This is a genomic window from Proteus sp. G2673 (assembly GCF_009915125.1).
Taxonomy (GTDB): domain Bacteria; phylum Pseudomonadota; class Gammaproteobacteria; order Enterobacterales; family Enterobacteriaceae; genus Proteus; species Proteus penneri.
This window is the reverse complement of record NZ_JAABLT010000021.1, coordinates 65,494-89,688: the sequence shown is the minus strand read 5'-3', so window position 1 is coordinate 89,688 and position 24,195 is coordinate 65,494. Positions and strand designations below refer to the sequence as shown.

The 24,195-nt window shown below is 34.5% G+C and carries 12 protein-coding genes; 6 read left to right on the top strand and 6 right to left on the bottom strand.

Features of this window, described 5'->3' with window-relative positions:
* Positions 1 to 108 precede the first annotated feature (108 nt).
* The 3 genes from cra to leuO form a co-directional block, all read right to left on the bottom strand.
* The gene (cra, locus tag GWI59_RS12140; RefSeq protein ID WP_072063387.1) at positions 109 to 1,116 is read right to left on the bottom strand and encodes a catabolite repressor/activator; all 1,008 of its coding nucleotides are present in this window, start codon (positions 1,114 to 1,116) and stop codon (positions 109 to 111) included.
* 223 nt (positions 1,117 to 1,339) lie between these two features.
* Positions 1,340 to 3,145: an AMP-dependent synthetase/ligase gene (locus tag GWI59_RS12135; RefSeq protein WP_006533766.1), complete on the bottom strand. Its 1,806-nt coding sequence runs from the start codon at positions 3,143 to 3,145 to the stop codon at positions 1,340 to 1,342.
* A gap of 519 nt (positions 3,146 to 3,664) precedes the next feature.
* Positions 3,665 to 4,609: a transcriptional regulator LeuO gene (gene leuO / locus GWI59_RS12130; RefSeq protein ID WP_072063389.1), complete on the bottom strand. Its 945-nt coding sequence runs from the start codon at positions 4,607 to 4,609 to the stop codon at positions 3,665 to 3,667.
* A gap of 867 nt (positions 4,610 to 5,476) precedes the next feature.
* On the opposite strand from leuO, the gene leuA reads away from it, so the two are divergent.
* From leuA to mutH, 6 genes are all read left to right on the top strand, one after another.
* On the top strand, positions 5,477 to 7,036 hold the full coding sequence (gene leuA / locus GWI59_RS12125) for a 2-isopropylmalate synthase (protein WP_006533771.1): 1,560 nt from the start codon (positions 5,477 to 5,479) through the stop codon (positions 7,034 to 7,036).
* A 2-nt stretch (positions 7,037 to 7,038) separates the two neighbouring features.
* Positions 7,039 to 8,130, top strand: a complete 1,092-nt coding sequence (gene leuB, locus GWI59_RS12120; RefSeq protein ID WP_006533772.1) for a 3-isopropylmalate dehydrogenase — start codon at positions 7,039 to 7,041, stop codon at positions 8,128 to 8,130.
* 1 nt (position 8,131) lies between these two features.
* Positions 8,132 to 9,541 (top strand): 3-isopropylmalate dehydratase large subunit, encoded by a 1,410-nt coding sequence (leuC, locus tag GWI59_RS12115; RefSeq protein WP_161724762.1) that lies wholly within the window; start codon positions 8,132 to 8,134, stop codon positions 9,539 to 9,541.
* A gap of 7 nt (positions 9,542 to 9,548) precedes the next feature.
* Positions 9,549 to 10,154, top strand: coding sequence for a 3-isopropylmalate dehydratase small subunit (gene leuD, locus GWI59_RS12110; protein ID WP_109399756.1), 606 nt, complete (start codon positions 9,549 to 9,551; stop codon positions 10,152 to 10,154).
* 291 nt (positions 10,155 to 10,445) lie between these two features.
* On the top strand, positions 10,446 to 12,125 hold the full coding sequence (sgrR, locus tag GWI59_RS12105) for an HTH-type transcriptional regulator SgrR (protein ID WP_161724759.1): 1,680 nt from the start codon (positions 10,446 to 10,448) through the stop codon (positions 12,123 to 12,125).
* 623 nt (positions 12,126 to 12,748) lie between these two features.
* The gene (gene mutH / locus GWI59_RS12100) at positions 12,749 to 13,426 is read left to right on the top strand and encodes a DNA mismatch repair endonuclease MutH (protein WP_006533777.1); all 678 of its coding nucleotides are present in this window, start codon (positions 12,749 to 12,751) and stop codon (positions 13,424 to 13,426) included.
* An 89-nt stretch (positions 13,427 to 13,515) separates the two neighbouring features.
* Here mutH and GWI59_RS12095 read toward each other — a convergent pair whose 3' ends face one another.
* The 3 genes from GWI59_RS12095 to speA form a co-directional block, all read right to left on the bottom strand.
* A complete protein-coding gene (locus tag GWI59_RS12095; protein ID WP_161724757.1) occupies positions 13,516 to 20,604 on the bottom strand; it encodes an anthrax toxin-like adenylyl cyclase domain-containing protein in 7,089 nt (2,362 codons plus the stop codon).
* Between the two features lie 265 nt (positions 20,605 to 20,869).
* Complete coding sequence (speB, locus tag GWI59_RS12090) at positions 20,870 to 21,790, bottom strand: agmatinase (protein ID WP_161724754.1); 921 nt, start codon at positions 21,788 to 21,790, stop codon at positions 20,870 to 20,872.
* A gap of 102 nt (positions 21,791 to 21,892) precedes the next feature.
* Positions 21,893 to 23,800, bottom strand: a complete 1,908-nt coding sequence (gene speA / locus GWI59_RS12085; RefSeq protein WP_109399752.1) for a biosynthetic arginine decarboxylase — start codon at positions 23,798 to 23,800, stop codon at positions 21,893 to 21,895.
* Between the last annotated feature and the right edge of the window lie 395 nt (positions 23,801 to 24,195).

Genomic DNA, 24,195 nt, shown 5'->3' with positions numbered 1-24,195 from the left:
TATTCTCTAAGCAATTCGACATTCTTAAATCCATAACTCATCCCCGCTTTAATTTAATAAAACGGGGATGAGTATAAACGTAGATAATTACCAATAAAGTGAGAGCAATTAACGAGTACGTCCTAAACTACCTCGACGACATAAATCACGACGAATACGTGTAATTCCTGCTTGTGGTTTTTGTTCTTCTTCAAGACTCGCAAGCACAAGTTCTAATACACGTTCAGCAATATCACGATGTCGCTGAGCAACAGATAAAACAGGACACTCAAGGAAATCCAATAACTCATGATCACCAAAAGTCGCAATAACCAATTGCGTTGGTAAACGACCACTACGTTGTAATGTCACATCCATAACCCCTTGTAATAAAGCAAAAGAGGTAGTGAATAGCGCATCAGGCATTGGATTGTTATTTAACCATTCAGAAAAAGCAGCCGCTGCAGCTTCTCGTTCATAACTATTTGCATATAGGTAGGTGACTTCTCTAGGATCATCTTTCCATACATTACGGAAACCTTGTTCACGTAAAAAACTCACAGAGAGTTCAGGAAGTGCGCCTAAATAGAGTACAGATTGCGAAGGAAATGCTTTTAATTCTGTTGCCAACATTTTGGCATCTTCTAAGTCATCGCCAACAACACTGATAAAATGTTCACTTTCTAATGCTCGGTCTAACGCAATAATTGGTAATGAACGATTTGCCCAGCGCTGATAGAAAGGATGCTCTGGTGGCAACGCAGTTGAAACAATAATGGCATCAACTTGACGTTGCAGTAAGTGCTCAACACAACGAATTTCGTTGTCTGGTTGGTCTTCTGAACAGGCAATCAATAATTGATAACCGCGTTGACGCGCTTGCCGTTCAAGGTAATTTGCAATCCTGGTATAACTGGTGTTTTCCAAATCAGGAATAACCAAACCGATAGAACGCGTACGACCAGCACGTAATCCCGCGGCAACAGCGTTCGGGTGGTAATTATGCTCTCTGACCACCGCCATCACTTTTTCGACAGTCTTGTCACTTACACGGTACTGTTTCGCTTTACCATTAATGACATAACTTGCTGTTGTTCGTGAAACACCAGCCAAGCGGGCGATTTCATCCAGTTTCACATTAGCCTCTTTTAATTATTAAATGTGTTATTTATTACATATTGCTATAAATTTCAGTCATCATGCTGATCTGAGTTTGCATTTTAACACAATTTACTGATAAAACCGTATGCGTCAACGTTTCCGTTTATGTCTTTTATCAATTATTTCAATCATCGTTATCTATCAATATGTAATTTTAAAAGAAAAAAGCACCAATCAGGTGCTTTCTCATCAATTAAAACTAATCTTGATACATTAATTCGATTTCGTTTCGATAGCGTTCAGAAATAATTTTACGGCGAAGTTTTAATGTTGGTGTTAATTCACCTGATTCCATTGAAAAACCTTCAGCAAGCAATGTAAAGCGCTTAACTTGATGAAAACTTGAAAAGTTTTTTTGCATTTCACGTAAACGTTCATCAAACAGCTCTTTAATTTTAGTATGACGTAATAATTCGATGCGATCATGGTACTTTAGATTTAATGCTCGGGCATGTTCTTCAAGAGCATCAAAACAAGGCACAATTAGTGCAGAAACAAATTTACGCGTATCAGCAATCACCGCAATATGCTCAATAAAGCGATCTTGCCCTAATGTTCCTTCGATCATTTGTGGCGCAATGTATTTACCATTTGACGTTTTCATTAAATCTTTTAAACGTTCCGTGATAAATAACATACCATCACTATCAAGTGCGCCTGCGTCTCCAGTGCGTAACCATCCATCTTCTGTAAAGGCAGCTGCAGTATCTTCCGGCTTATTAAAATATCCTTTCATGACAATGCTACCACGTACTTGAATTTCGTTTTCTGCACCAATTCGCACTTCAATGCCTGGCAATGGGGTACCAATAGAACCTAACTTATATTTATTCTCTTCCCAGCATGAAACTGTGGCACAAGTCTCTGTCATACCATAGCCATATTTAATATTAATACCGGTGGCCAAAAAAAAGCGGATAACAGCATCATCTAAACGAGCACCAGCTGCAGGTAAAAAGCGAACTCGCCCACCTAAGATTTGACGCAATGGATTTAACACTTTTTTATCTGCAAAGCGATAGCATAAGCGGGAAATAAAGCCCTGTTGGCGCTGATTCAGTTGTGCTTCACGCCTTTTTTCACCCTGCTTTATCGCCCATTTAAAGATAAGTTGACGAAATACTGAAGCTTGAGACACTTTATCTTGAATAGCGCTATACACTTTTTCATAAAAGCGAGGAACAGCACACATCACAGTAGGTTTAACCTCACTCATTGCTTCTCTAACAGCATGAGTGTCCGTTAAATAGACGTTAACCGCGCCTGTATGCATGACATAAAAGCTCCATGCGCGCTCAAAAACATGAGAAAGAGGTAAAAAACAGAGCGAAACATCTTTATCAGATAATGAGAGACGCTCATCATGTAGATAAAGCTGTGATGCTAGGCTTGTGTAGTCGAGCATCACACCTTTAGGTTCACCGGTGGTGCCTGATGTATAAATCAGAGTAAACAGATCATCTAAACTGCATTCATTAATACGTTGCTTTAACACGTCATCATGCTGAAAATGCGTCTGATTAATTAAATCTTCCAGATAGCACGAAGGTGTATTTGCGTTTAACACAACATCGGAGTTAAACACAATAACATGTTCAAGCTGAGGACATAACGCTAATAATTCAGAAGCAATATCATATTGCTTCTGGTCACCAACAAAAAGAATGCGAATATTCGCATCATTTAAAATGTAAGTGGCTTGTTCAACACTACTTGTTGCATAAAGAGGAACGGTTACTGCGCGTAGTTGCAAAGAAGCAATATCAGCTAAAGACCAATCAATGGTATTTTGAGAAAAGATCCCAATATTTTCTTGAACATCTACACCCATTTCTAACAATGCATTTGAGAGCGCGTGTGTTTTCTTTTCAACCAACGCCCATGACATTTCGATATTGCGCTTAGCATCCCACTGACGATAAGCAATTTTATTCCCGCTGTGTAAAAACTGTTTTTGCAATCGTCTAATTATATGATAATCATGAAGATTATTATTATTTATCATAATTTTCCTGCTATTTATGGAAAAGCGACCCTGTTCTGAAACCGAAATAGAAAAAATGTCTCTTTTAAAATTTCAGCTTACACTTGTTCGCTGACTCGAATAAAAGTCTAAGTGATCCGCCAAAATAAAGGAATTCAATTTTACATAAATTTGTAAAATTGTGAGTTATGAAAAGTTTTGTCAAAAAAGGCTATCCCATCATAGTGAGAAAATGAATTATTGTGTTCTTATTTTTTATGGAAAGCTAAAAAGAAAAACTGATAAATAACAATAGGTAATTATAATAACTTAATCAATGACAATATAAAGAGGGGGATATTATTGCAAAAAAACAAGCCTAATATAGTTATAATACGAATAAGAGTCATTATTACAAAGAAAGGGCAAAAATAGTGACAGCAATCCAATTGAGTTTACTTAACTGTATAAACGCCATTTTGGTCATCAGCCGAATAACTAATGCTATCTGCCACTATTTCTGCATAATTAGTAATAAATACTAATTATGAGCAAAAAACTCTAGTTTTGACAAACTTCGCTTAGTAAATTTTTCATCCATAAATGGCCTTTATCGCGCGCAGTTGACTCGTGCCAAATCAAATAACATGGACTTGCTATTTTTTCCCAAGGTAACGACACGGCTTTAATATCTAATTGTTCAGAATAATTCTCAACTAACCATCTTGGTGCAATAGCAACTAAATAAGTTCTAGATACAATATTTAATACACTATTTAAATCTGTTCCTTGATAAGTGATTAAATCTTCCAATTGAGTATCTTTATAATAAGGCGCACTAAATGAACCAATATCATCTAAAGAAACAATCGAATGTTGCTCATTTAATAACATTTCTTTGGTCACACTCTCTTTAATACGAGGATGTTTATTAGAAACGACCAAAACAACTTCGTCATTAAATAGTGGTTGTGAATGAAACTCCGCCTTTTCAAATTCCTTATAGCTAATAAAGAATTCAATCTCTTGATATTTTAATTGATGTTCTATATTACTATTTAAATAAGACTTAATATTAACGTTAATATTAGGCGTTTCATTTTTAATTTGTTCAACTATTTTTGGTGCTAGTTTTATATCGAGAGGACTACAAATAGATAAATTAAATATACGTTCACTTTGTTCTGGTTCAAATCCTGCGCCAGGAAGTTCGTTATGAACCAATTGTAAAGCTTGTCTGACTGGACCAAAAAGTTGTTTAGCTCTTAATGTAGGTTGAATTCCTCGTCCATAGCGAACAAATAATTCATCATTAAACATAACCTTAAGGCGAGATACAGCATTACTTACTGCGGGTTGTGACATGCCCAGTACTTGTGCAGCACGGGTAACATTTTGCATTTGCATAACAGCATCAAATACCGTTAATAAATTAAGATCAACATTACGTAAATGCATATCTGTTGATTCTCTACTGGTAACTGTTGCTGATGTGTAATCCGTCATTTCTTACTCCACTATGTTATCATAATAGACAAACAAATATTATTAACCAAGAAATTGTTAATAATAGATAGGCTTTAACTATTACTTAAACTATTTATTAAAATTTATTATTCATCATCCATGCATACAACTAAACACATAAATTTCATATCAATAAAAAAATACATTTCATATAAAAATAAAATTGATATTGAAATTACATGTCTAGAAAATGATTATATCAATATATATTACAACCTGTTTTACTTTCTGCCTTGCAAATAATAAAACAAAGTATGATAAAAATCATAATAAAATAGTGCACCTTCATTCCTAAAATAGATATCCGATATCTATTTTTTATCATAATACAATGATTTTTATTCTTACATTCAAAACGTTGCTCACATTTATCAATCATCCCTTCCCTAACACCCTCTTTTTTATCAATCAACCAGCTGATTAAAAAAAAAGCAAACAATCGTTTAATTTTCCATTTCACTCTTTTTTAAACAATGTACGGAACATTAACCCAATCAATGAATTGCTGATAGTCATAATCATTAGTAAAAATTTAGATATTAGTCAGAATCACTTTGAAAAATTTATAAATAATACTGCTAAATGATTTTAAAAATTTCAACGCTTGACATCTTTATTGGTATTATGTATCAATAAATACAGATTATTGAGAACCTATCTAAGGATGTTTCATGTTGAACGCAATTTTACTATCAAGCCTACTACTACTCGCAACTTTTATGCGCGGTCGGCTTATGGGTAAAAAGTGAAACACACCTGCCCTTAGAGAGAAAACCCGCGCTAATCGCGGGTTTTTTTATACCTGGGAGAGCGCAAACAGCAAATAAAAAGAGAAAGGAACAGATTATGAGCAATGACGTGATTATTTTTGATACCACATTAAGAGATGGCGAACAAGCATTGCAGGCGAGCTTAAGCGTAAAAGAGAAGTTACAAATTGCTTACGCCTTAGAACGCTTAGGTGTGGATATCATTGAAGCGGGCTTTCCTGTTTCTTCTCCAGGTGATTTTGAATCCGTACAAACTATTGCGCGCGAAATCAAAAACAGTCGCATTTGTGCATTAGCACGCTGCGTTGATAACGATATTGATGTTGCAGCAGAATCCTTAAAAGTCGCAGAAGCTTTTCGTATCCACGTATTCTTGGCAACCTCGGCATTGCATGCTGAACATAAATTGAAGAAATCGTTCGAAGATATTATTGAAATGGGCGTGAATGCAATAAAACGAGCTCGTCGCTATACCGATGATGTGGAATTTTCTTGCGAAGATGCGGGTCGTACTCATATCGATAATTTATGTCGAATTGTTGAAAGCGCAATTAATGCTGGCGCAACCACCATTAATATTCCAGATACCGTAGGCTATACAACGCCTTATCAGTTTGGAGGCATTATCACCAATTTATTTGAACGTGTTCCCAATATTGATAAAGCCATTATTTCTGTTCACTGTCATGACGATTTGGGCATGGCTGTTGCTAATTCGATTACTGCGGTACAAGCAGGTGCAAGACAAGTAGAAGGGACGATTAATGGCTTAGGCGAACGTGCAGGTAACTGCGCATTAGAAGAAGTCATTATGGCGATAAAAGTCCGTGAGCAAATGATGAATGTTCAGACACGGATTAATCACAAAGAAATTTATCGTACCAGTCAATTAGTCAGCCAATTATGTAATACGCCAATTCATGCTAATAAATCTGTTGTTGGCTCCAATGCATTCGCGCATTCATCAGGTATTCACCAAGATGGTGTTTTGAAGAACCGTGAAACTTACGAAATCATGACTCCGGAATCTATCGGATTAAAAGAAGTGCAATTGAATTTAACTTCTCGCTCAGGTCGTGCCGCAGTTAAACATCGCATGGAAGAGATGGGTTATCGCGAAACAGATTATAACTTGGATACTTTATATTCTGCCTTCTTACGTTTGGCAGATAAAAAAGGCCAGGTCTTTGATTACGATTTGGAAGCTTTAGCATTTATGGGACAACAACAGCAAGAACCTGATGAGTTTGTAATGAATTATTTTAATACTCAATCTGGTTCATCAACCGTTGCTACCGCGAGTGTCAGTATTACTCATGGTAATAAAGAAATTACTGAAGCGGCAACGGGTAATGGCCCTGTCGATGCGGTTTATCAAGCCATCTCTCGTGCAACAGGTTATCCATTGAAATTAGTCACTTATCAATTAACAGCTAAAGGCGAAGGCAGAGACGCTTTAGGGCAAGTTGATATCGTCGTTGAATATCAAGGACGTAAATTTCATGGAATGGGCTTAGAAACGGACATCGTTGGTTCATCCGCAAATGCCATGATCCACGTTATTAATAGCATTTGGCGCTCAGAGCAAGTCGAAATAGAAAAACGCAAACAACATACAACACAAGAAGCGGTTTAATTATGTCAAAAAATTATCATATTGCAGTATTACCCGGAGATGGTATTGGCCCTGAAGTCATGACTCAAGCACAAAAAGTGATGAAAGCTGTTAGCGAGCGTTTCTCACTCAATATCACAACAAAAGAATACGATATTGGTGGCATTGCCATTGATAATCATGGCACACCGTTGCCCGCAGATACCTTAGTCGGTTGTGAACAAGCTGATGCGATTTTATTTGGTTCCGTCGGCGGCCCTAAATGGGAACATTTACCTGCAAATGAACAGCCAGAACGAGGTGCGTTATTACCTTTACGTAAACATTTTAAATTGTTCTGCAATTTACGCCCTGCTCGATTATATGAAGGTTTAGAAGCTTACTGCCCATTACGTGCTGACATTGCACAGCGTGGTTTTGATATTTTATGTGTACGTGAATTAACGGGCGGTATCTATTTTGGTCAACCTAAAGGCCGTGAAGGTGAAGGCGCTCAAGAGCGTGCTTTTGATACTGAAATTTATCATCGTTATGAAATTGAACGTATCGCACGCTTTGCGTTTGAATCAGCGCGTAAACGTCGCCATAAAGTAACTTCAATTGATAAAGCGAACGTATTACAAAGTTCTATTTTATGGCGTGAAGTTGTAACAGGGATCGCAAAAGAATACCCAGATGTTGAAATTCAACATATGTATATTGATAACGCAACAATGCAGTTAATTAAAGATCCTTCTCAGTTTGATGTGTTGCTGTGCTCCAATATTTTTGGCGATATTTTATCTGATGAATGCGCAATGATCACTGGCTCTATGGGAATGTTGCCATCTGCTAGTGTTAACGAAGAACGCTTTGGTTTATATGAACCCGCTGGTGGTTCAGCACCAGATATTGCAGGTAAAAATATCGCAAACCCTATTGCACAAATTTTGTCTGCTGCACTGTTATTACGTTATAGCTTTAATGAAGATAATGCAGCTCAAGCCATTGAAGATGCTATCACACAAGTATTAGCAAAAGGCTATCGCACCGCAGATTTAGCGGGTGATGGTAACGCAATCACAACTGCCGAAATGGGTGATCGTATCGCTCAGTATATTCGTGAAGGGGCATAACATGGGTAAAACATTATATCAAAAAATTTATGATGCACATGTTGTCAGGGAAGTGAGTGATGAAACACCCATTTTGTATATCGATCGACATTTAGTGCATGAAGTGACATCACCTCAAGCTTTTGATGGATTAAGAACAAAAGGTCGTCCTGTTCGTCAACCGAATAAAACCTTTGCAACAATGGATCACAACGTATCAACACAGACTAAAGATATTAATGCTTGTGGTGATATGGCGAGAATTCAAATGCAAGAGCTGATGAAAAACTGCCAAGAATTTGGCGTTACGCTGTATGACTTAAACCATCCATATCAAGGGATTGTTCACGTAATGGGACCAGAACAAGGCTTAACCTTGCCCGGAATGACGATTGTTTGTGGTGATTCACATACAGCAACTCATGGCGCTTTTGGTTCATTAGCTTTTGGGATTGGTACTTCTGAAGTTGAACATGTTTTAGCAACTCAGACGTTAAAACAATCACGCGCTAAAACATTAAAAATTGAAGTTCAAGGCAAGACTGCCATTGGGATCACCGCAAAAGATATCGTATTAGCCATTATCGGCAAATTAGGTAGTGCTGGTGGTACGGGCTATATCGTTGAATTTGCAGGTGAAGCTATTGAAGCCTTAAGCATGGAAGGTCGAATGACTTTATGCAATATGGCAATTGAAATGGGAGCTAAAGCAGGCTTAGTAGCGCCAGATGACACTACTTTTAACTACTTAAAAGGACGTCAATTTTCCCCTAAAGGCCAATCATGGGATGAGGCTATCGCTTATTGGAGAACCTTAAAGTCTGATGATGATGCAACTTTCGATGCCACAGTCACGATAAATGCGGCCGACATTGCGCCGCAAGTTACATGGGGCACCAACCCTGGGCAAGTTATTGCTATTGATCAAATAGTCCCGTTATTAAATAGCTTTAATGATCCCGTTGAACGCGCTTCTGCTGAAAAAGCTTTGGCTTATATGGGATTAAGTGAAGGCGTTAACTTAACAGACGTCGCTATTGATAAAGTCTTTATTGGCTCTTGTACCAACTCACGTATTGAAGATTTACGAGCCGCCGCTGAAATTGCCAAAGGTCATAAAGTTGCGTCTCATGTTCAAGCCATTGTCGTTCCGGGATCAGGCCCCGTTAAAGCCCAAGCAGAAGCTGAAGGCTTAGATAAAATCTTTATTGAAGCAGGTTTTGAATGGCGCTTACCGGGTTGCTCGATGTGTTTAGCCATGAATAACGACCGATTAAATCCAGGCGAACGATGTGCATCCACCAGCAACCGTAATTTTGAAGGCCGCCAAGGTCGTGGAGGTCGAACACACTTAGTCAGTCCTGCAATGGCAGCCGCCGCGGCGATTAATGGTCATTTTGCAGATGTTCGTACATTTGCAGTGGCATCCTAAGGAGAACATGATGAATAAATTTACTCAACACACGGGTATTGCGGTTCCTTTAGATGCAGCCAATGTGGATACCGACGCCATTATTCCTAAGCAATTCTTGCAGAAAGTAACACGTACAGGATTTGGTAAGCATCTGTTTCATGATTGGCGTTTTTTGGATGATGAAGGCACTCAGCCTAACCCTGCGTTTATTTTAAATCAGCCAATTTACCAAGGTGCTTCAATTTTATTAGCACGAGAAAACTTTGGTTGTGGATCATCTCGTGAACACGCACCTTGGGCATTAACAGATTATGGTTTTCACGCCGTTATCGCGCCCAGTTTTGCTGATATTTTTTACGGTAATTCATTTAACAATCAATTATTACCAATCAAATTAAGTGATGATGAAGTCTCACAATTATTTGATTGGGTAAAAGAACATGCTGGTACACCAATTACCGTAGATTTAGTGGCACAAGAGGTCAGAGCGGGTAAATTACATTTCTCTTTTGAAATCGACTCATTTCGTCGCCACTGCATGATTGAAGGATTAGACAGCATTGGATTAACGCTGCAACACCAAGATGACATTAGCGCTTATGAGGCAAAACAACCGGTCTTTATGCGCTAATAAAGATAATTTCTTACCGTCTTCTACTTTCTGTGATGTTTACTTTGTTATTCTTGCCGTAAATTCATTTACGGCTTTTTTTATCCCAACAAAACTATTCCTATAAATCACCAATAAAAAAGCCAGTGACTAATCATCACCGGCCGGTAATCACCGAATGCTCAAATGGGGGAGTCTGTTAGTATTCCTAATTTGTGATAACTAACATGAGAGCTAACTTTAAACGTAGAGATTATCGGTCTAATATAAGGAAATTAAAATTGATCACTTTATCAAGGAATTTCCTCTTTTATGACTTCACCCCGCTTAGAATTACAATTTATTCGCTTATGGCAAGCCTTTCAGGGAAAAACAACCGAAACAACGTTACAAGAATTAGCACAAACCCTGCATTGCACACGGCGTCATGTCCGCTCCTTATTAAATAAGATGCAAGAAATAGGTTGGATAAATTGGCAAGCAGAAGTCGGTCGAGGTAAAAAATCCACGCTTACTTTTCATTCTAATGCATTTGAAATCCAACAAAATCGCGCAGAGAAACTAATAGAAGAGAATGATATTGAAAAGCTTGTCGCACTAATGGGTGATAAAGATTCTGTACGCCAAATGGTGCTCTCTCAAATTGAAAAAAGTTTTCATCCTGGTCAACAATTGCTACGCATTATTTACTATCGCCCCTTTAAAAATTTATTACCTGGAACACCGTTAAGACGCTCTGAATTACATTTAATGAGTCAGATATTCAACTCATTAGTACACCTAAAAGAGGAAAATGGGGAAATCGAAGCCGAATTAGCTCATCATTGGCAAATGATCACAGAGCAACATTGGCGATTTTATTTACGTCCTTCTATCTATTTTCATCATGGTCGTGAGCTTACTCTTGAAGATATCAGCACTTCATTAATGAGAATGAAGCATTGCAATCCTCTTTATGCACATATAGAACAAATTTCTTCACCTCAACCATATGTGCTCGATATTTTCTTAAGCGAGGCTGATAAACAATTTGCAACGTTATTAGGTAGTCCACAAGCTGTTATTTTGCCACAAGAATGGGCCTCACTCCCTTCTTTTGCACAACGCCCTATTGGAACTGGCGCTTATCAAGTTATCGCTAATGATAAACATAAGTTACAAATCAAAGCCTTTAATCGCTACTTTGGCTTACGAGCATTATTAGATGAAATTGATATTTGGGTAGTTCCTGAACTGAATAAAAAGATGGTTTGTTCAACTATTCATTTAACAGATGATGATACCAACAAAGATTCACTAGAAAGCCGTAAAGAAGAAGGATGTTATTTCCTACTCTATGACAGTCGCTCAAAGCAGTGCCAGCAGTCTGAAATAAGGGAATGGTTAAGCAGTGTATTAACCCCTGTTAATATGCTGGCGCATTGTGATCCTTTCTATCAACGCCATTGGTCTCCTGCTTATGGATTATTACTTCATTGGCATCACAGTAAATTAATACGCCACCACCCTAAACCAACTTCATTAACAAAACTAACCGTTACTCTTTATAAAGAGCATCATGAATACAGCACTATTGCAGATTTAATAGAAAGTATTTTATCTCAATATGATATTGAACTAACCATCCAAGTACTTGATTATGAACAATGGTATTACGGTGAAGCTAATAGTGATGTTTGGTTAGCGACAGTGAATTTTTATAAGCCTTTAGAGTTCTCAATTTTTGCTACACTTTATGAATTACCACTCTTTCACCAGTGTTTAGGAGCATCATTTTCACAAGAGCTCACATTATGGCACCAAAAATCTTTGCCACTTGAAGAGTGGTGCCGCAAACTAACACAAGATATTTGGCTTTATCCTCTATTTCACCATTTACTAGAGCTACAAGGGCAGAGAACCATACGTGGTGTTAAAATGAATACTTTTGGTTGGTTTGATTTTAAATCAGCATGGTTTACACCTGATATCGATACTCCTAGGATAAAATAGGTTATCGCCTCTTTTCAGTATTAAGAGTAGCCATAGTTTGCGTTAATTCACAGAAACCTTGAAAGTTATAAACACCTATATAAACCCGTAGGGGATTTATTCACTTTTTCTGTGGATATCCATGTGAAAAAGAGAGAGATAATCAGGGTATAGTTTTTATATTGTTAGAAAGGCTGTTGATATAAATTTTAAAATATCACTTATAATTCAAATTAATAGCAACATTATAATGCCTATTTCAGCGATTGAATAAAACAATTAAAGCCCCCCCTCGCTTAAATAGTACAAAAAACAACCACAGAGCATTTTATCCACAGGTTATGCCGATTAGTTAGACAAAACAGAGTAATTTTGGTAAATATCTGCAAAAGTCAAGGCTGTAAATCAGAACAGTGATCTCACTTTCTGTGAGTTATCCCATAAAGCTGTGGATAACCTAGTGTAAAAGCCTGTTTATGATTTCAGGATAACCGTGCACAACTTGGAATTATAAATATCAATTGGCGAATTAACTCAAAAAAATGATGATATATCATGCTATTATGATTTAAATAAAATAAAGCTAAATACATTATCAACGACCTGTTTTTTCTGTCTATTATTTATACAAGAAGATAATAACTATGTTTACACCACCAGTCGCCCCCGAAAATGAGCAAGTTCTATTCGAGCGAGCAAAAGCGCTTGCGGGTTATACTTTTGGTGAACTAGCCGCTTTTGCACAACTTCCAATCCCAATTGATCTTAAAAGAGATAAAGGCTGGGTTGGTATGTTGTTGGAATATTATTTAGGTGCAAGTGCCGGTAGCAAACCTGAGCAAGACTTCAGTGAATTGGGTATTGAGCTCAAAACAATTCCAATTGATAAATTAGGTATGCCTTTAGAAACTACGTTTGTCTGTGTCGCAGCATTAACCGGAAACTGTGGTATTACATGGGAAAATAGCCATGTAAAACGTAAACTCTCAAAAGTGTTATGGGTGCCTGTTGAAGGAGAAAGGGAAATACCATTAGCGCAACGCCGTGTCGCCTCTCCGTTACTTTGGAGCCCTAGCCGTACAGAAGAAGAACTATTACGTCATGATTGGGAAGAACTAATGGATATGATTGTGTTAGGAAAAGTAGAAAGTATTACTGCCCGCCACGGACAAGTGTTACAAATTCGCCCCAAAGCCGCAAATAGCAAAGCATTAACAGAGGCTATTGGTGAACATGGACAACGTATTATGACATTACCCAGAGGCTTTTATTTAAAAAAGAATTTTACTGCACCACTGCTTGCTCGTTATTTCCAGCTTTAACATTATCTTATATATTTGTTATCTGTAAAACAGCTCCAAATCCAAATTGGAGCTGTTTTTTAAGTTATGTAGTCTTAATGATTAAAAAATCACAATTGTTTTTTCACTACTGCCAAAGGTGACCATGTCGATAACGAAATCGCTTCATGATTATTCACAGTAGTAAGTTGTTGCTGATTGAATATTGCCATCTCTTGGATAATATTAGCCACCCCTTGTAATGAAAGCTCTGAGGATGTTTTAGTAATCGAAATAACAGATTTTTGTTCTTGTTCATTAACCTCATTTTCCGCCATTTCTACAATTAACGTAAATTGCTTATCTTGAGTTTGATATTGTGTATTATTTCCAACTTGAGACGAAATCAAAGTTTCATTTTCCGCTAATCCTGTTACTAAAATATGGCTGTTTTTTCCTCCATCATAAATCGTCACACAACTTTGGCGCTTTTGTACTACATATACATTGTTACCTTCACCGCCACTCAGATAATCATGACCAAATTGAGAAATTAACAGATCGTTACCTTCACCGCCAATCAAGCGATCATTACCTTCTCCTGCAATTAAAATATGATGCCCTGTATTGACAAGAATATTGTCATCCCCTTTCCCACCATCAATCACTGAGCTCACATTATTATTATTAGCAATAATGTCATCGCCATCATTCAATTCAATAATAGGCAATAAATCAATAAGTTCTTTGGGCTTATCTGCAAGTGCTTCTGACAATAGTGTTGAATAAGACGAATTAACCACATAGGTAGATAATGCTTCTTTATTTAAAATAAGTGATTCAGGGATCACCAACAAATCATCACCTTGACTTATATTTAAATTCAAATTAACCATAGGCATAAGTAAGTTTGAATGACTATCTTGAGTAGGTAATGTAAAAACAACATTATCTTTATCTATTAATCGAATAGTCACGTTTATATCGACAATTTTATTTAATAATTCTGGATCAAAAGATAGCGTTAAATAATCATTTGGAAGGTAACGATGAGATAAAAGGCCATCTTTAAATGTTAAGTCAAAACCACTTATATCTGTTAAAAAGAAATAGTTCACATCATCATTAGTTAATTTATCTATATGATCAGAAAGTGAGATATTCACCCTTTCATTCTTATTTTTTATTAAAAATGTTTTTATTTGATAACTATCATTTCCCTGGCTTAATTTAATGTATGAATTAGCCTCAATACCAAAATAACTATTGTTTTGGTTATTCCCTTGAATACCAAATCGTAAATTTGTTCCAGATGATAAACCACTGTATTTTAATTCTGGTAATAATTTTATACTTCTACTTTGATCTTTAAAAACAGTAATAAATAAATTACTATCCTCATTAATATAAAAATCTTTAATAGCTAGATTTGATTCATTATATTTTTCTAAATAACTAAATTTGTATAATACTTTATCTTTAGTGTTTTCATCCAAAGTGAGTGCAAAACCATCTTGAGTGATTAATGTATAATGATGTAAGGGCGTATTATTTACAGAATCATTATAAACATTTTTTAATGTTACAGAATGATAAATATGTTTTCCTTCTTGGTTTTCATTATCAATTTTAAAATCAAAAATAATATCCTTTTTATTACGTTTTATTGAAATAATTTCATCAAAATAATAGTTAAATCTTACAACACTAGATTCTAATTTATTATTCTCATTAATAATAGTTTCAAATAATTTATTATAATTTTGTTCTAAATAAGATCGTAAAATAATATAACTATCATTACCTTCACCACCTTCAGCATAACCTTCATTTAATACCAATGTATCATTTCCGCCTTTACCATATAAATGATCAACACCACCAGCACCATTTAAATAGTTAGCTTCTTCATTCCCTAAAATATAATCATCCCCAATTTCACTGCCAATAACATTTTCAATACTGTCTAAATAAGCAATGACTTTTTGATCTTGTAACTCAATATTTGGCATGGTATCAACAAGTTTTTTAGAATAAAGATTCCCTTTATTTTGATAAAGATAAAGCTTTGAATGAAAGTTTTGGCTATTCGTTTTATCTTCTGAATCTTTAAATTTAACGTAATTATGTTGTAAATTGACTTTATAACCTGTGTATTTACCCGTGCTTTTTATCAGGCAAAGTGTGTCATTTCCTTCTCTACCATAAAAGCGGCTCGCATAATGAGGTGACTCTGATGTAAATACATTAAATACATCATCTTTTGAACCGCCACTTAATCGCTTAGTACCATTATAAATATCAAATGTATTTTGAGTTATTGAAGGTGCTGAAATAATATCATTACCATTATGTGTATTAAAATAAAGCACTGAATTTTCATGCCAACCTGAAGTATAATATTTTTCAATATCATTGACTTTTATTAATCCATTCTCTAATTTACTTTCTCCTAATTTATCAATTACATAATTTTTAGTTGTTTTACTATTCTTAAAAAAATCCTCATCCACCATCTCACCAAAAATAACATTTTCATCCTCAGAAGCAACTTTTATTGTATACCTGTTTAACTCATTAGCATAAAAATCAACATCAAAAATAAGTTTTTCATCTGTGGCAATCGCTTCTTTAGGTAAATAATATTTATATTCTGTTTTTTTTGCATATAGGTGAGAATTAAGCGATGCAATTTCTTCAGCTTCTTGTTGGCTCATATTTTTAGCCATATGCTGTATAATAAAATCGCTTGACGGCATTAACATAGAATCAACTGTTTCTCCTATTAATATAGGAATAACTCTATAATAATAATATTCTTGATAAATCTGTTTTTCATTTGTATAAAAATAGAAACTATTTGAATTTTGTTTATTTATCTCTTCAAAATAAGTTAGTGCCTTTTTATCAATCATCTCTTCAAGTTGATTTTTAGTGTCTAAATATATTATCTTATTCTTCTTATCTGGCTTAATATCCCCCATAAGAAAAGCATAAAAACCATTATCTAATTCCTCCATAGGTGTAAAACTGACTTGCTTTTTTGCTTCTTCAATTAATCTTACAGCATTATAAATTGAAGTTGCCAATGCAATCAAAGTACCCGCGACAATACCAATAGGTCCTGCAATAGTTGAGCCAGCAAGCATAGCAATAGAAATTCCTACAGTAACAAGCCCTGAGACAACAGCTAATGAACCATTAACGATATAATCAATTTTCTTTTTTTCATCAGTTTCGCCAGAAATACGGCTGAAATTATCATAAGCATTATAAATATCAAATCCAACAGAAAGAATATTAAGCGCAATCCCCACTCGAGTGCTTATCTTACTTATATATTCCAAAGGATTGTTTCGATATCGCAATAATCCTTTTGCTATTACAATTTCAATTATTTCAGAAGCTCCATTAAATGCCATTTCAGACCACATTAATGACAAGTTAGTGATTATTTCTTTTCGTTGTTGCAACGATATATTGGGATTATTGAGTTGTTCTGCCAAAGAAAAAGTATTATTAACAGATTGCCATATAGAATACCCAATATGGGTATAACCTACCTTACTCAATATTTTCATATGTCTAGGTATTTTTAATGAAGGTTTTCTGACGCTATCCCAATAATATTTATTAAATGGCGTTTTTTTTAATTCTAGAATTTTAACCAATCGCTCATAGCTTGCAAGATAATCAATACGTTCAGCATTCATTGAAATTAATTTTTTTATATTTTTCTCTTTATTTTTTAATAACTTTTTAATAATAAGAATAGCTTTTTTATCATCATCTGTTCCAGAAGCACTAAAAAAATAATCATTTATCTTATCTGCATCGAATGTAAGATTAGAATAATCATGTTTTTTTTCAAAAACATCAATATCCTCTATTTTTTTGTTATTAATTCTCACACCTAAACTGATAAGTAATCTTTTTTCCACTTCGATGCCATAGATCTTTATTTTATTCACTATAATTTTATTGTTATTAAGCCCTAAACTTAATTCAAATAAATTATCATTTAATTTTTTCTCATGTGATACTTTCTTAATTAGTTCTCGCAACTCTTTTATTTCAACCGATGATGAAATTTTTTTATCGTTATTTAATGTGATTAAATAATCAATATCATTAATAGCAACATTATACTCATTTTTATTTAAGGCTATTTTCAGCAGATCAATTGTCAATTTATTTTTATCAAATTCATTAAAATAATGAGAAAGTAAATTGGTTGATGCATCATTTAAATGACGAACCGATTCCGGAACATCATGAATACAATTTATTAATGTTTTAACTCTATCTATATTATTAGTTACAGTATCGTTTAAATAGTTAACATTATAATTATTTATCCACTCATCTAAGGTTATCTTTTTATTCACATACTGATTAAACGATTTACTTATTAATGGATCATTAATAGCAATATATAACTTATTAGATAATAAGGTGCTATTCTCACTAGAGAAAACCTTTGAAATTTCTTTAAAATATTTATGTGTTGCATATTCAACTGAAATTTTTCCTTCGATAATTTTATCTATTATATTTTTAATAGTTACCGATTTTAGTGATTCACCACGACAAGATTCAAAAATATTATTCAATTTGGAAACATTTAGATTTCTTTCAATTTTTTCGCTAAATGTCGTTCTATGTTTGTCAATACCAATGCCTTTTAATTCCCCGTCATATAAATCAAACACGGGCTCTTGATAATGTATTTCATTAGCAATTTCTAATACAACGTAATTTTTATTATTGATAATTTTATTTTTTATCACACGAAAGTGTGTTCCCGGAACAATAATTGCTCTTTCTGAAGAACCTGAGTTAAGACTTGTTAATGGTTTCGCATTATGTTTTCCAATAATAGAAATATACACATTATCAGAGGATATTTTTTTTACTTTTTCAATATTACTAAAACCATAAAAAACACCATCAAAAGCGAGCAATTTTCCTTTTTTATAATTATTTTTTAAAACATTACTGTTTTCAACACTAAATGATTTGTATATTGGTGTATTAATATTAGGATATTTGGATAACAAAGAAAAAAAACTAATTAATTTTTTTTCATTCGTTTTATTCAGAAAAATCCCATCTTTATTAATCAATGACTTAAGCAATTTATAACCCGTTCTTTTAAACCACTGTATATCTCTTTTTTTAGAATAAAATTCTCTTTGCACTTTTCTAGGTAGAAGATGATTTACATTATTCATCTTATTAGAAAGATCATTTTTACGATTATATTCCGATGATAATAAATTTATTTCATTATTATCAAATTCTATTTCTGGTAAAAGTGAATTATTTTCAACATAAGAACCTTCATTAAACTTATTAAGTGAAGATTCATATTCTAACGTATATTTATCTTTTTTATCTATACTAAATTTTCGTCCTATTTCTTTTTTCGTATCAACAAATTTGCTAGAAATTTTTTGTTTTTTTGTAAAATAGTTATTATTGCTCCCATCGTTCCATTTTTCGTTTAAAGGAGCAATATAACCTAGATCAATCATAAATTGCTGAAACTTTGAAAATTCATCTGGTGATTTTAATACAACGGTGCCATTATTATTAATATAAAACAAATCATCTAATGTTTGATTTTTGGAATTAAGTGGTTTATCCAACAGTGATTTAGGAACAAAAAAAGTAGCAGGAAAATTGTCATGAATTACCGCAAAGGGGTTAGCATCATCGGCACCATGATGAACTATTTCCATCCCTGTTGATCTTCCCAATGCTGTATTTAATTCTTTTTTTAGTTCTTTTATTTGCTGACTGATAAATCCTAATTGATGCCCTTCATTTTTTTCGTATAATAATTTATCGTTATACAATATTTTTTGCTTATCAGTTAACTCAGCATAATTCACACTTTGTTTCCATTCCTCCCAAGATACAGGCTTGTTAACTCGTGTATTTGTTCCTAAATGACTATAAGGATAAATCACCGTAAATAAATCATAGTCTGCAATCATCGGTTTATTTGATATAGGATCAGACATCACCAATACAGGCTCTGTTCCACTATGATTATAGTATTGAACTAAATAATACTGTTTATTTTCTATTATTTTTGGCTCTAAAAAAAACTCATGCGTTTTATTATTGTGTATAACTTCAAATTTTATAGGTGAATTTTTATCATAAAGATAATCGATCACTTTATTCTCTACCAATTCGTTTACTCTTTCGGCTGAAATATAAAGCTTACTCACAGATGCAGCCCCAGAATTTATTGCTTCTTCTACTGCTTTATTGTATTTCAATAGATTTTTTTGTGCCGATGCTTTAGCCAATGATTGATCGACCGGAATAAAGCCAGCCATAGGCCCCCAATCAGAACTTTTCGCCTTAATAGCTAAGTTCTTACTACTATATTCTCCCGATGAAATTAATGAAGTTGAATTAACATCTATAGGTCTTACGCCAATAATAATCCCTTTTTCTTCTGCTATCTGAGAAAATATTTTTTGATCTTTAATTGGCATACCTATCTTTATTTTATTTATCTCATTTTTCTTATTGTTATAACCTAATGATTTTAGTGTTTTCTGTTGTTCTATTTTATTTAATTCTGAAAAACTATTATATTCCTCCCTATTAGTGAAACTAAATTTTTTTACTTTTTTATTTTTATTTAATAATTCTTTGTAGATAATATTATTATTATAATCCTCATTAGGATTTTCATAAGAGAAATAAATAGTTGTATTTATTTCTAAATCTGATGGAAAAATAAATTCATTTTTTGGAAGATAACTACTTAATATAACACCTTTTATTTCATTATTTTTAGCAATATTATTTTTGGATAATAAAAGTGCATTTTCCCTTTGATCGTTATTTCCATGAATAAAAATATTTTGAGGTAATTGCCCCCTATGCTGTAACCAAAGATGTTCTAATAAATCAAAACCTGCATTTTTATTTTTTGATACATCAACAATAAATAAATCATATCCAGCTGCATGATATTCATCTACATATCTAATATAGTTCTTTTCTATTTCATCCGTTTCACTCAGAAGAATAATGATATTTTCATTTCCGTTAATACTCTTTTTTTTATTATATAATGAATAATATGCATTTATTTTATCATTATTTACTTTTTTTAAGGCATCTCCCTCTATATTTATAAGTGTAAAGCTATATGATTCATCATGACTTATTAATGATTTATTTTTTTCCATTTTATATTTTCCATTTAAATAATTTATTTATCTGAAAAATAATTACATTATTATACTAATGTAAATATAAAAAATAACACACATTAAAGTAAGATTTATAATTATAATAACGCGAATTAACATAATGATTTTATTAAAAAAGTAGCTTCATATTATGAAGCTACTTTTCTTTAGTTGAATCTAATTTATTTTTTAATATTAGTGATATAACGTTCTTGAATAAAAGTGTTTTCGTACCTAACTAATTTATTAGCATCAAACAACGTTATTTTTTAGCCGCCTGCAAATAGAGCATATCAAGTGCAATAGTCGCTCCTGCAAGTGCGGTTATATCTGATTGATCGTAAGCTGGAGAAACTTCAACTAAATCCATACCAACAATATTCAACGGTTGTAATGCACGTAAGATCTTCAGGGCTTTATCGGTTGTTAAACCGCCAACAACCGGTGTTCCTGTTCCTGGAGCAAACGCCGGATCAAGACAATCAATATCAAAAGTCAGGTAAACAGGTAAATCGCCAACAATACCTTTGATTTGATCAACAAGCTCGGTTACACCACGATCGTTAACTTGTGCTGCATCCAATACAGTGAAACCATTGTCACTGTCATGATCAGTACGAATACCAATTTGTACTGAGTGGTTAGGATCGATTAATCCTTCATTTGGTGCATGGAAGAACATTGTACCGTGGTCAAATTTACTGCCATTACCATAAGTATCGGTATGCGCATCAAAATGAACTAATGCCATTTTGCCAAAGTGTTTTGCATGGGCACGTAATAAAGGTAATGTGACAAAATGGTCACCACCAAACGTTAAACATTTTTTACCTGCGGCTAATAACTTCTCTGTATGAGCTTGTAATTTATCGCTCATATCTTGTGCATCACCGAAGTTAAAAACTAAGTCACCGCAATCGACAACATTTAAACGTTCACGCATATCGAAATCCCACGGCCAGCGGTTACCTTCCCACGCTAAATTGGTTGAGATTTGACGAATCGCGCCTGGTCCATGACGAGTTCCTGCTCGACCCGATGTTGCCATATCAAAAGGCACACCCGTAATAACCCAATCTGCATCACTGCTGTAAGGCTGAAAATTCAGTGGAAAACGTAAAAAACCAAATGCATTAGAGATCAATGAATTATCAGTCTCATTACCTAACGTACTATTTTTCATGCTATTACCTCTGTTACTTATTTAAAATAAGCAACATACAATCAATATGATAGATAAAGAGTGATGTTTAAACACATCACTCTTGCATTGGAAAGTGAAGAATTACTCTTCTTCTTCCAGATACGTATAACCGTATAAACCACTTTCAAATTCAGTCAGGAATTGCTCTTGTAATGCTTCATCTAACTGTGCATTTTTTACTTGAGTGCGGAAACGTTCTAGTAGCACGGCAGGATTTAACTTAACGTATTGAAGCATATCAGCAACCGTGTCACCCTCTTCACTGAGTTGATAAGTCAGATTTCCTTTTTCATCAAGATAAACGTCTACAGCTGCAGTATCACCAAATAAGTTGTGCATATTACCTAAAATTTCTTGATAAGCACCCACCATAAAGAAGCCAATCATCGGTGGATATTCAGGATCATAAGCTGGCATTGGCATAGTTGTTTCAACACCATCACCATCAACATAGTGATCAATAATACCATCAGAGTCACAGGTGATATCCAACAATACTGCACGACGATCTAATGGTTTATCTAAACCTTCTATTGGTAAAACAGGGAAAAGCTGATCTATTCCCCATGCATCAGGTAAAGATTGGAACAGTGAGAAGTTAACATAGAACTTATCTGACATACGTTCTTGTAACTCATCAATAATAGGACGATGAGCTCGATTACTGGGATCGAGATCGTATTGAATACGACGACAAATATTCAAATACAGCTCTTCTGCCCAAGCACGCTCTGTCAGGCTTAACATGCCATGAACATATTGAGTATGCACATCATGAAGATCTAATTGGCTATCATGTAGCCATTCACGTAGTGAACGACTATGTCCTTTAGTTTGCATCTCTTCCCATGTTTCCCAAAGGCTTGCAATAGGTCTTGCAGCATCTTCCTCTGGTGGTGTAATAGCTGTAAATTCATTACGCTCAACACCAATCACATTAGAAATCAGTACAGTATGGTGTGCTGTTAATGCGCGTCCTGATTCCGTAATTACCGTTGGATGAGGTAAATCATTTTCATCACAAGCGTCACCAATCGCCCAAATAACATTATTCGCATATTCATTAAGACCATAGTTAACCGAGCAATCAGATTGTGAGCGTGTCCCTTCATAGTCCACACCTAAACCACCACCCACATCGAAATACTGAATATTTACACCCAATTTATGCAGTTCAACATAAAAACGGGCTGATTCACGCACACCGGTTGCAATATCACGAATATTTGCCATCTGTGATCCCAGATGGAAATGTAATAACTGTAAGCTATCTATGCGACCAGCTTGGCGTAACATATCAATTAATTGCAGAACTTGTGTCGCAGCTAAACCAAATTTTGATTTTTCACCACCACTTGCCTGCCATTTACCTGAACCTTGAGAGGCGAGACGAGCACGAACACCTAAACGAGGAATAACTTCTAAACGCTCAGCTTCTTCTAATACCATTTTTATCTCAGACATTTTCTCAATCACTAAGAAAACTTTATGTCCAAGTTTTTCACCGGTAAGCGCTAAACGAATATATTCACGGTCTTTATAACCATTACAGACAATCACCGAACTTGTCATATTGGCATGCGCAAGCACAGCCATCAGTTCTGCTTTAGAACCTGCTTCTAAGCCTAAAGGTTCACCTGCATTGATCAATGATTCAATAACACGGCGTTGTTGATTAACTTTAATTGGATAAACCAAAAAGTAATCACCTTTATAACCATAAGCTTCACGCGCACGATGAAACGCCGCATTAATAGAACGCAAGCGATGTTGTAAAATCTGAGGAAAACAAAAAAGCGCAGGAAGGCGCAAATGTGAATACTCTTCTTGCACTTGCTTAACTAATTCAGTTAAGTCCAACGTTGCCTCTGGCACATCAGGATTAGGGCAAACACTAATATTTCCCCGATTATTCGCTAAATAGTACCCACCACCCCAATATGTAATGTTATAGGTGTGCTGCATCTTGCGAGCGATGTTATCATTCATGACATTCTCCTTAGGGAGTATGAGTTTATACCTTGCCTGTCACTATAGTAGTCAATTATCTGACAAAAATCTGAAACGACTGATAAATAACAGTTGGAAGTAATGACTCACTATATGTTTTTATATAATTATCCAGCTATACACCGGACATAATAGTAGAAAGTTCTTGAGTTAACCCATAATGAATTAACACAATTACCTATTGGCAAGTAACAGACAACTTCGCTCCAAAGAGAAAGAGCTCAAAGAGGAGATTACTCTAGATATACTACGTGTGTAGTATTGGCGAGTACTGTTTTGGTTTTTGAAAAGACTAACCTGTAGACAATGGATCATTACCCATTCACTCCACACATGGCTTAAACCTATAAGCCATTTCCCTAACAGAGAAACAG

What these genes read in the sequence shown, in the direction of transcription:
- GWI59_RS12135 (WP_006533766.1), bottom strand. Translation starts at nt 3,145, where the DNA reads ATGATAAATAATAATAATCTTCATGATTATCATATAATTAGACGATTG.
- leuO (WP_072063389.1), bottom strand. Translation starts at nt 4,609, where the DNA reads ATGACGGATTACACATCAGCAACAGTTACCAGTAGAGAATCAACAGAT.
- leuA (WP_006533771.1), top strand. Translation starts at nt 5,477, where the DNA reads ATGAGCAATGACGTGATTATTTTTGATACCACATTAAGAGATGGCGAA.
- leuB (WP_006533772.1), top strand. Translation starts at nt 7,039, where the DNA reads ATGTCAAAAAATTATCATATTGCAGTATTACCCGGAGATGGTATTGGC.
- leuC (WP_161724762.1), top strand. Translation starts at nt 8,132, where the DNA reads ATGGGTAAAACATTATATCAAAAAATTTATGATGCACATGTTGTCAGG.
- leuD (WP_109399756.1), top strand. Translation starts at nt 9,549, where the DNA reads ATGATGAATAAATTTACTCAACACACGGGTATTGCGGTTCCTTTAGAT.
- sgrR (WP_161724759.1), top strand. Translation starts at nt 10,446, where the DNA reads ATGACTTCACCCCGCTTAGAATTACAATTTATTCGCTTATGGCAAGCC.
- mutH (WP_006533777.1), top strand. Translation starts at nt 12,749, where the DNA reads ATGTTTACACCACCAGTCGCCCCCGAAAATGAGCAAGTTCTATTCGAG.
- GWI59_RS12095 (WP_161724757.1), bottom strand. Translation starts at nt 20,604, where the DNA reads ATGGAAAAAAATAAATCATTAATAAGTCATGATGAATCATATAGCTTT.
- speB (WP_161724754.1), bottom strand. Translation starts at nt 21,790, where the DNA reads ATGAAAAATAGTACGTTAGGTAATGAGACTGATAATTCATTGATCTCT.
- speA (WP_109399752.1), bottom strand. Translation starts at nt 23,800, where the DNA reads ATGAATGATAACATCGCTCGCAAGATGCAGCACACCTATAACATTACA.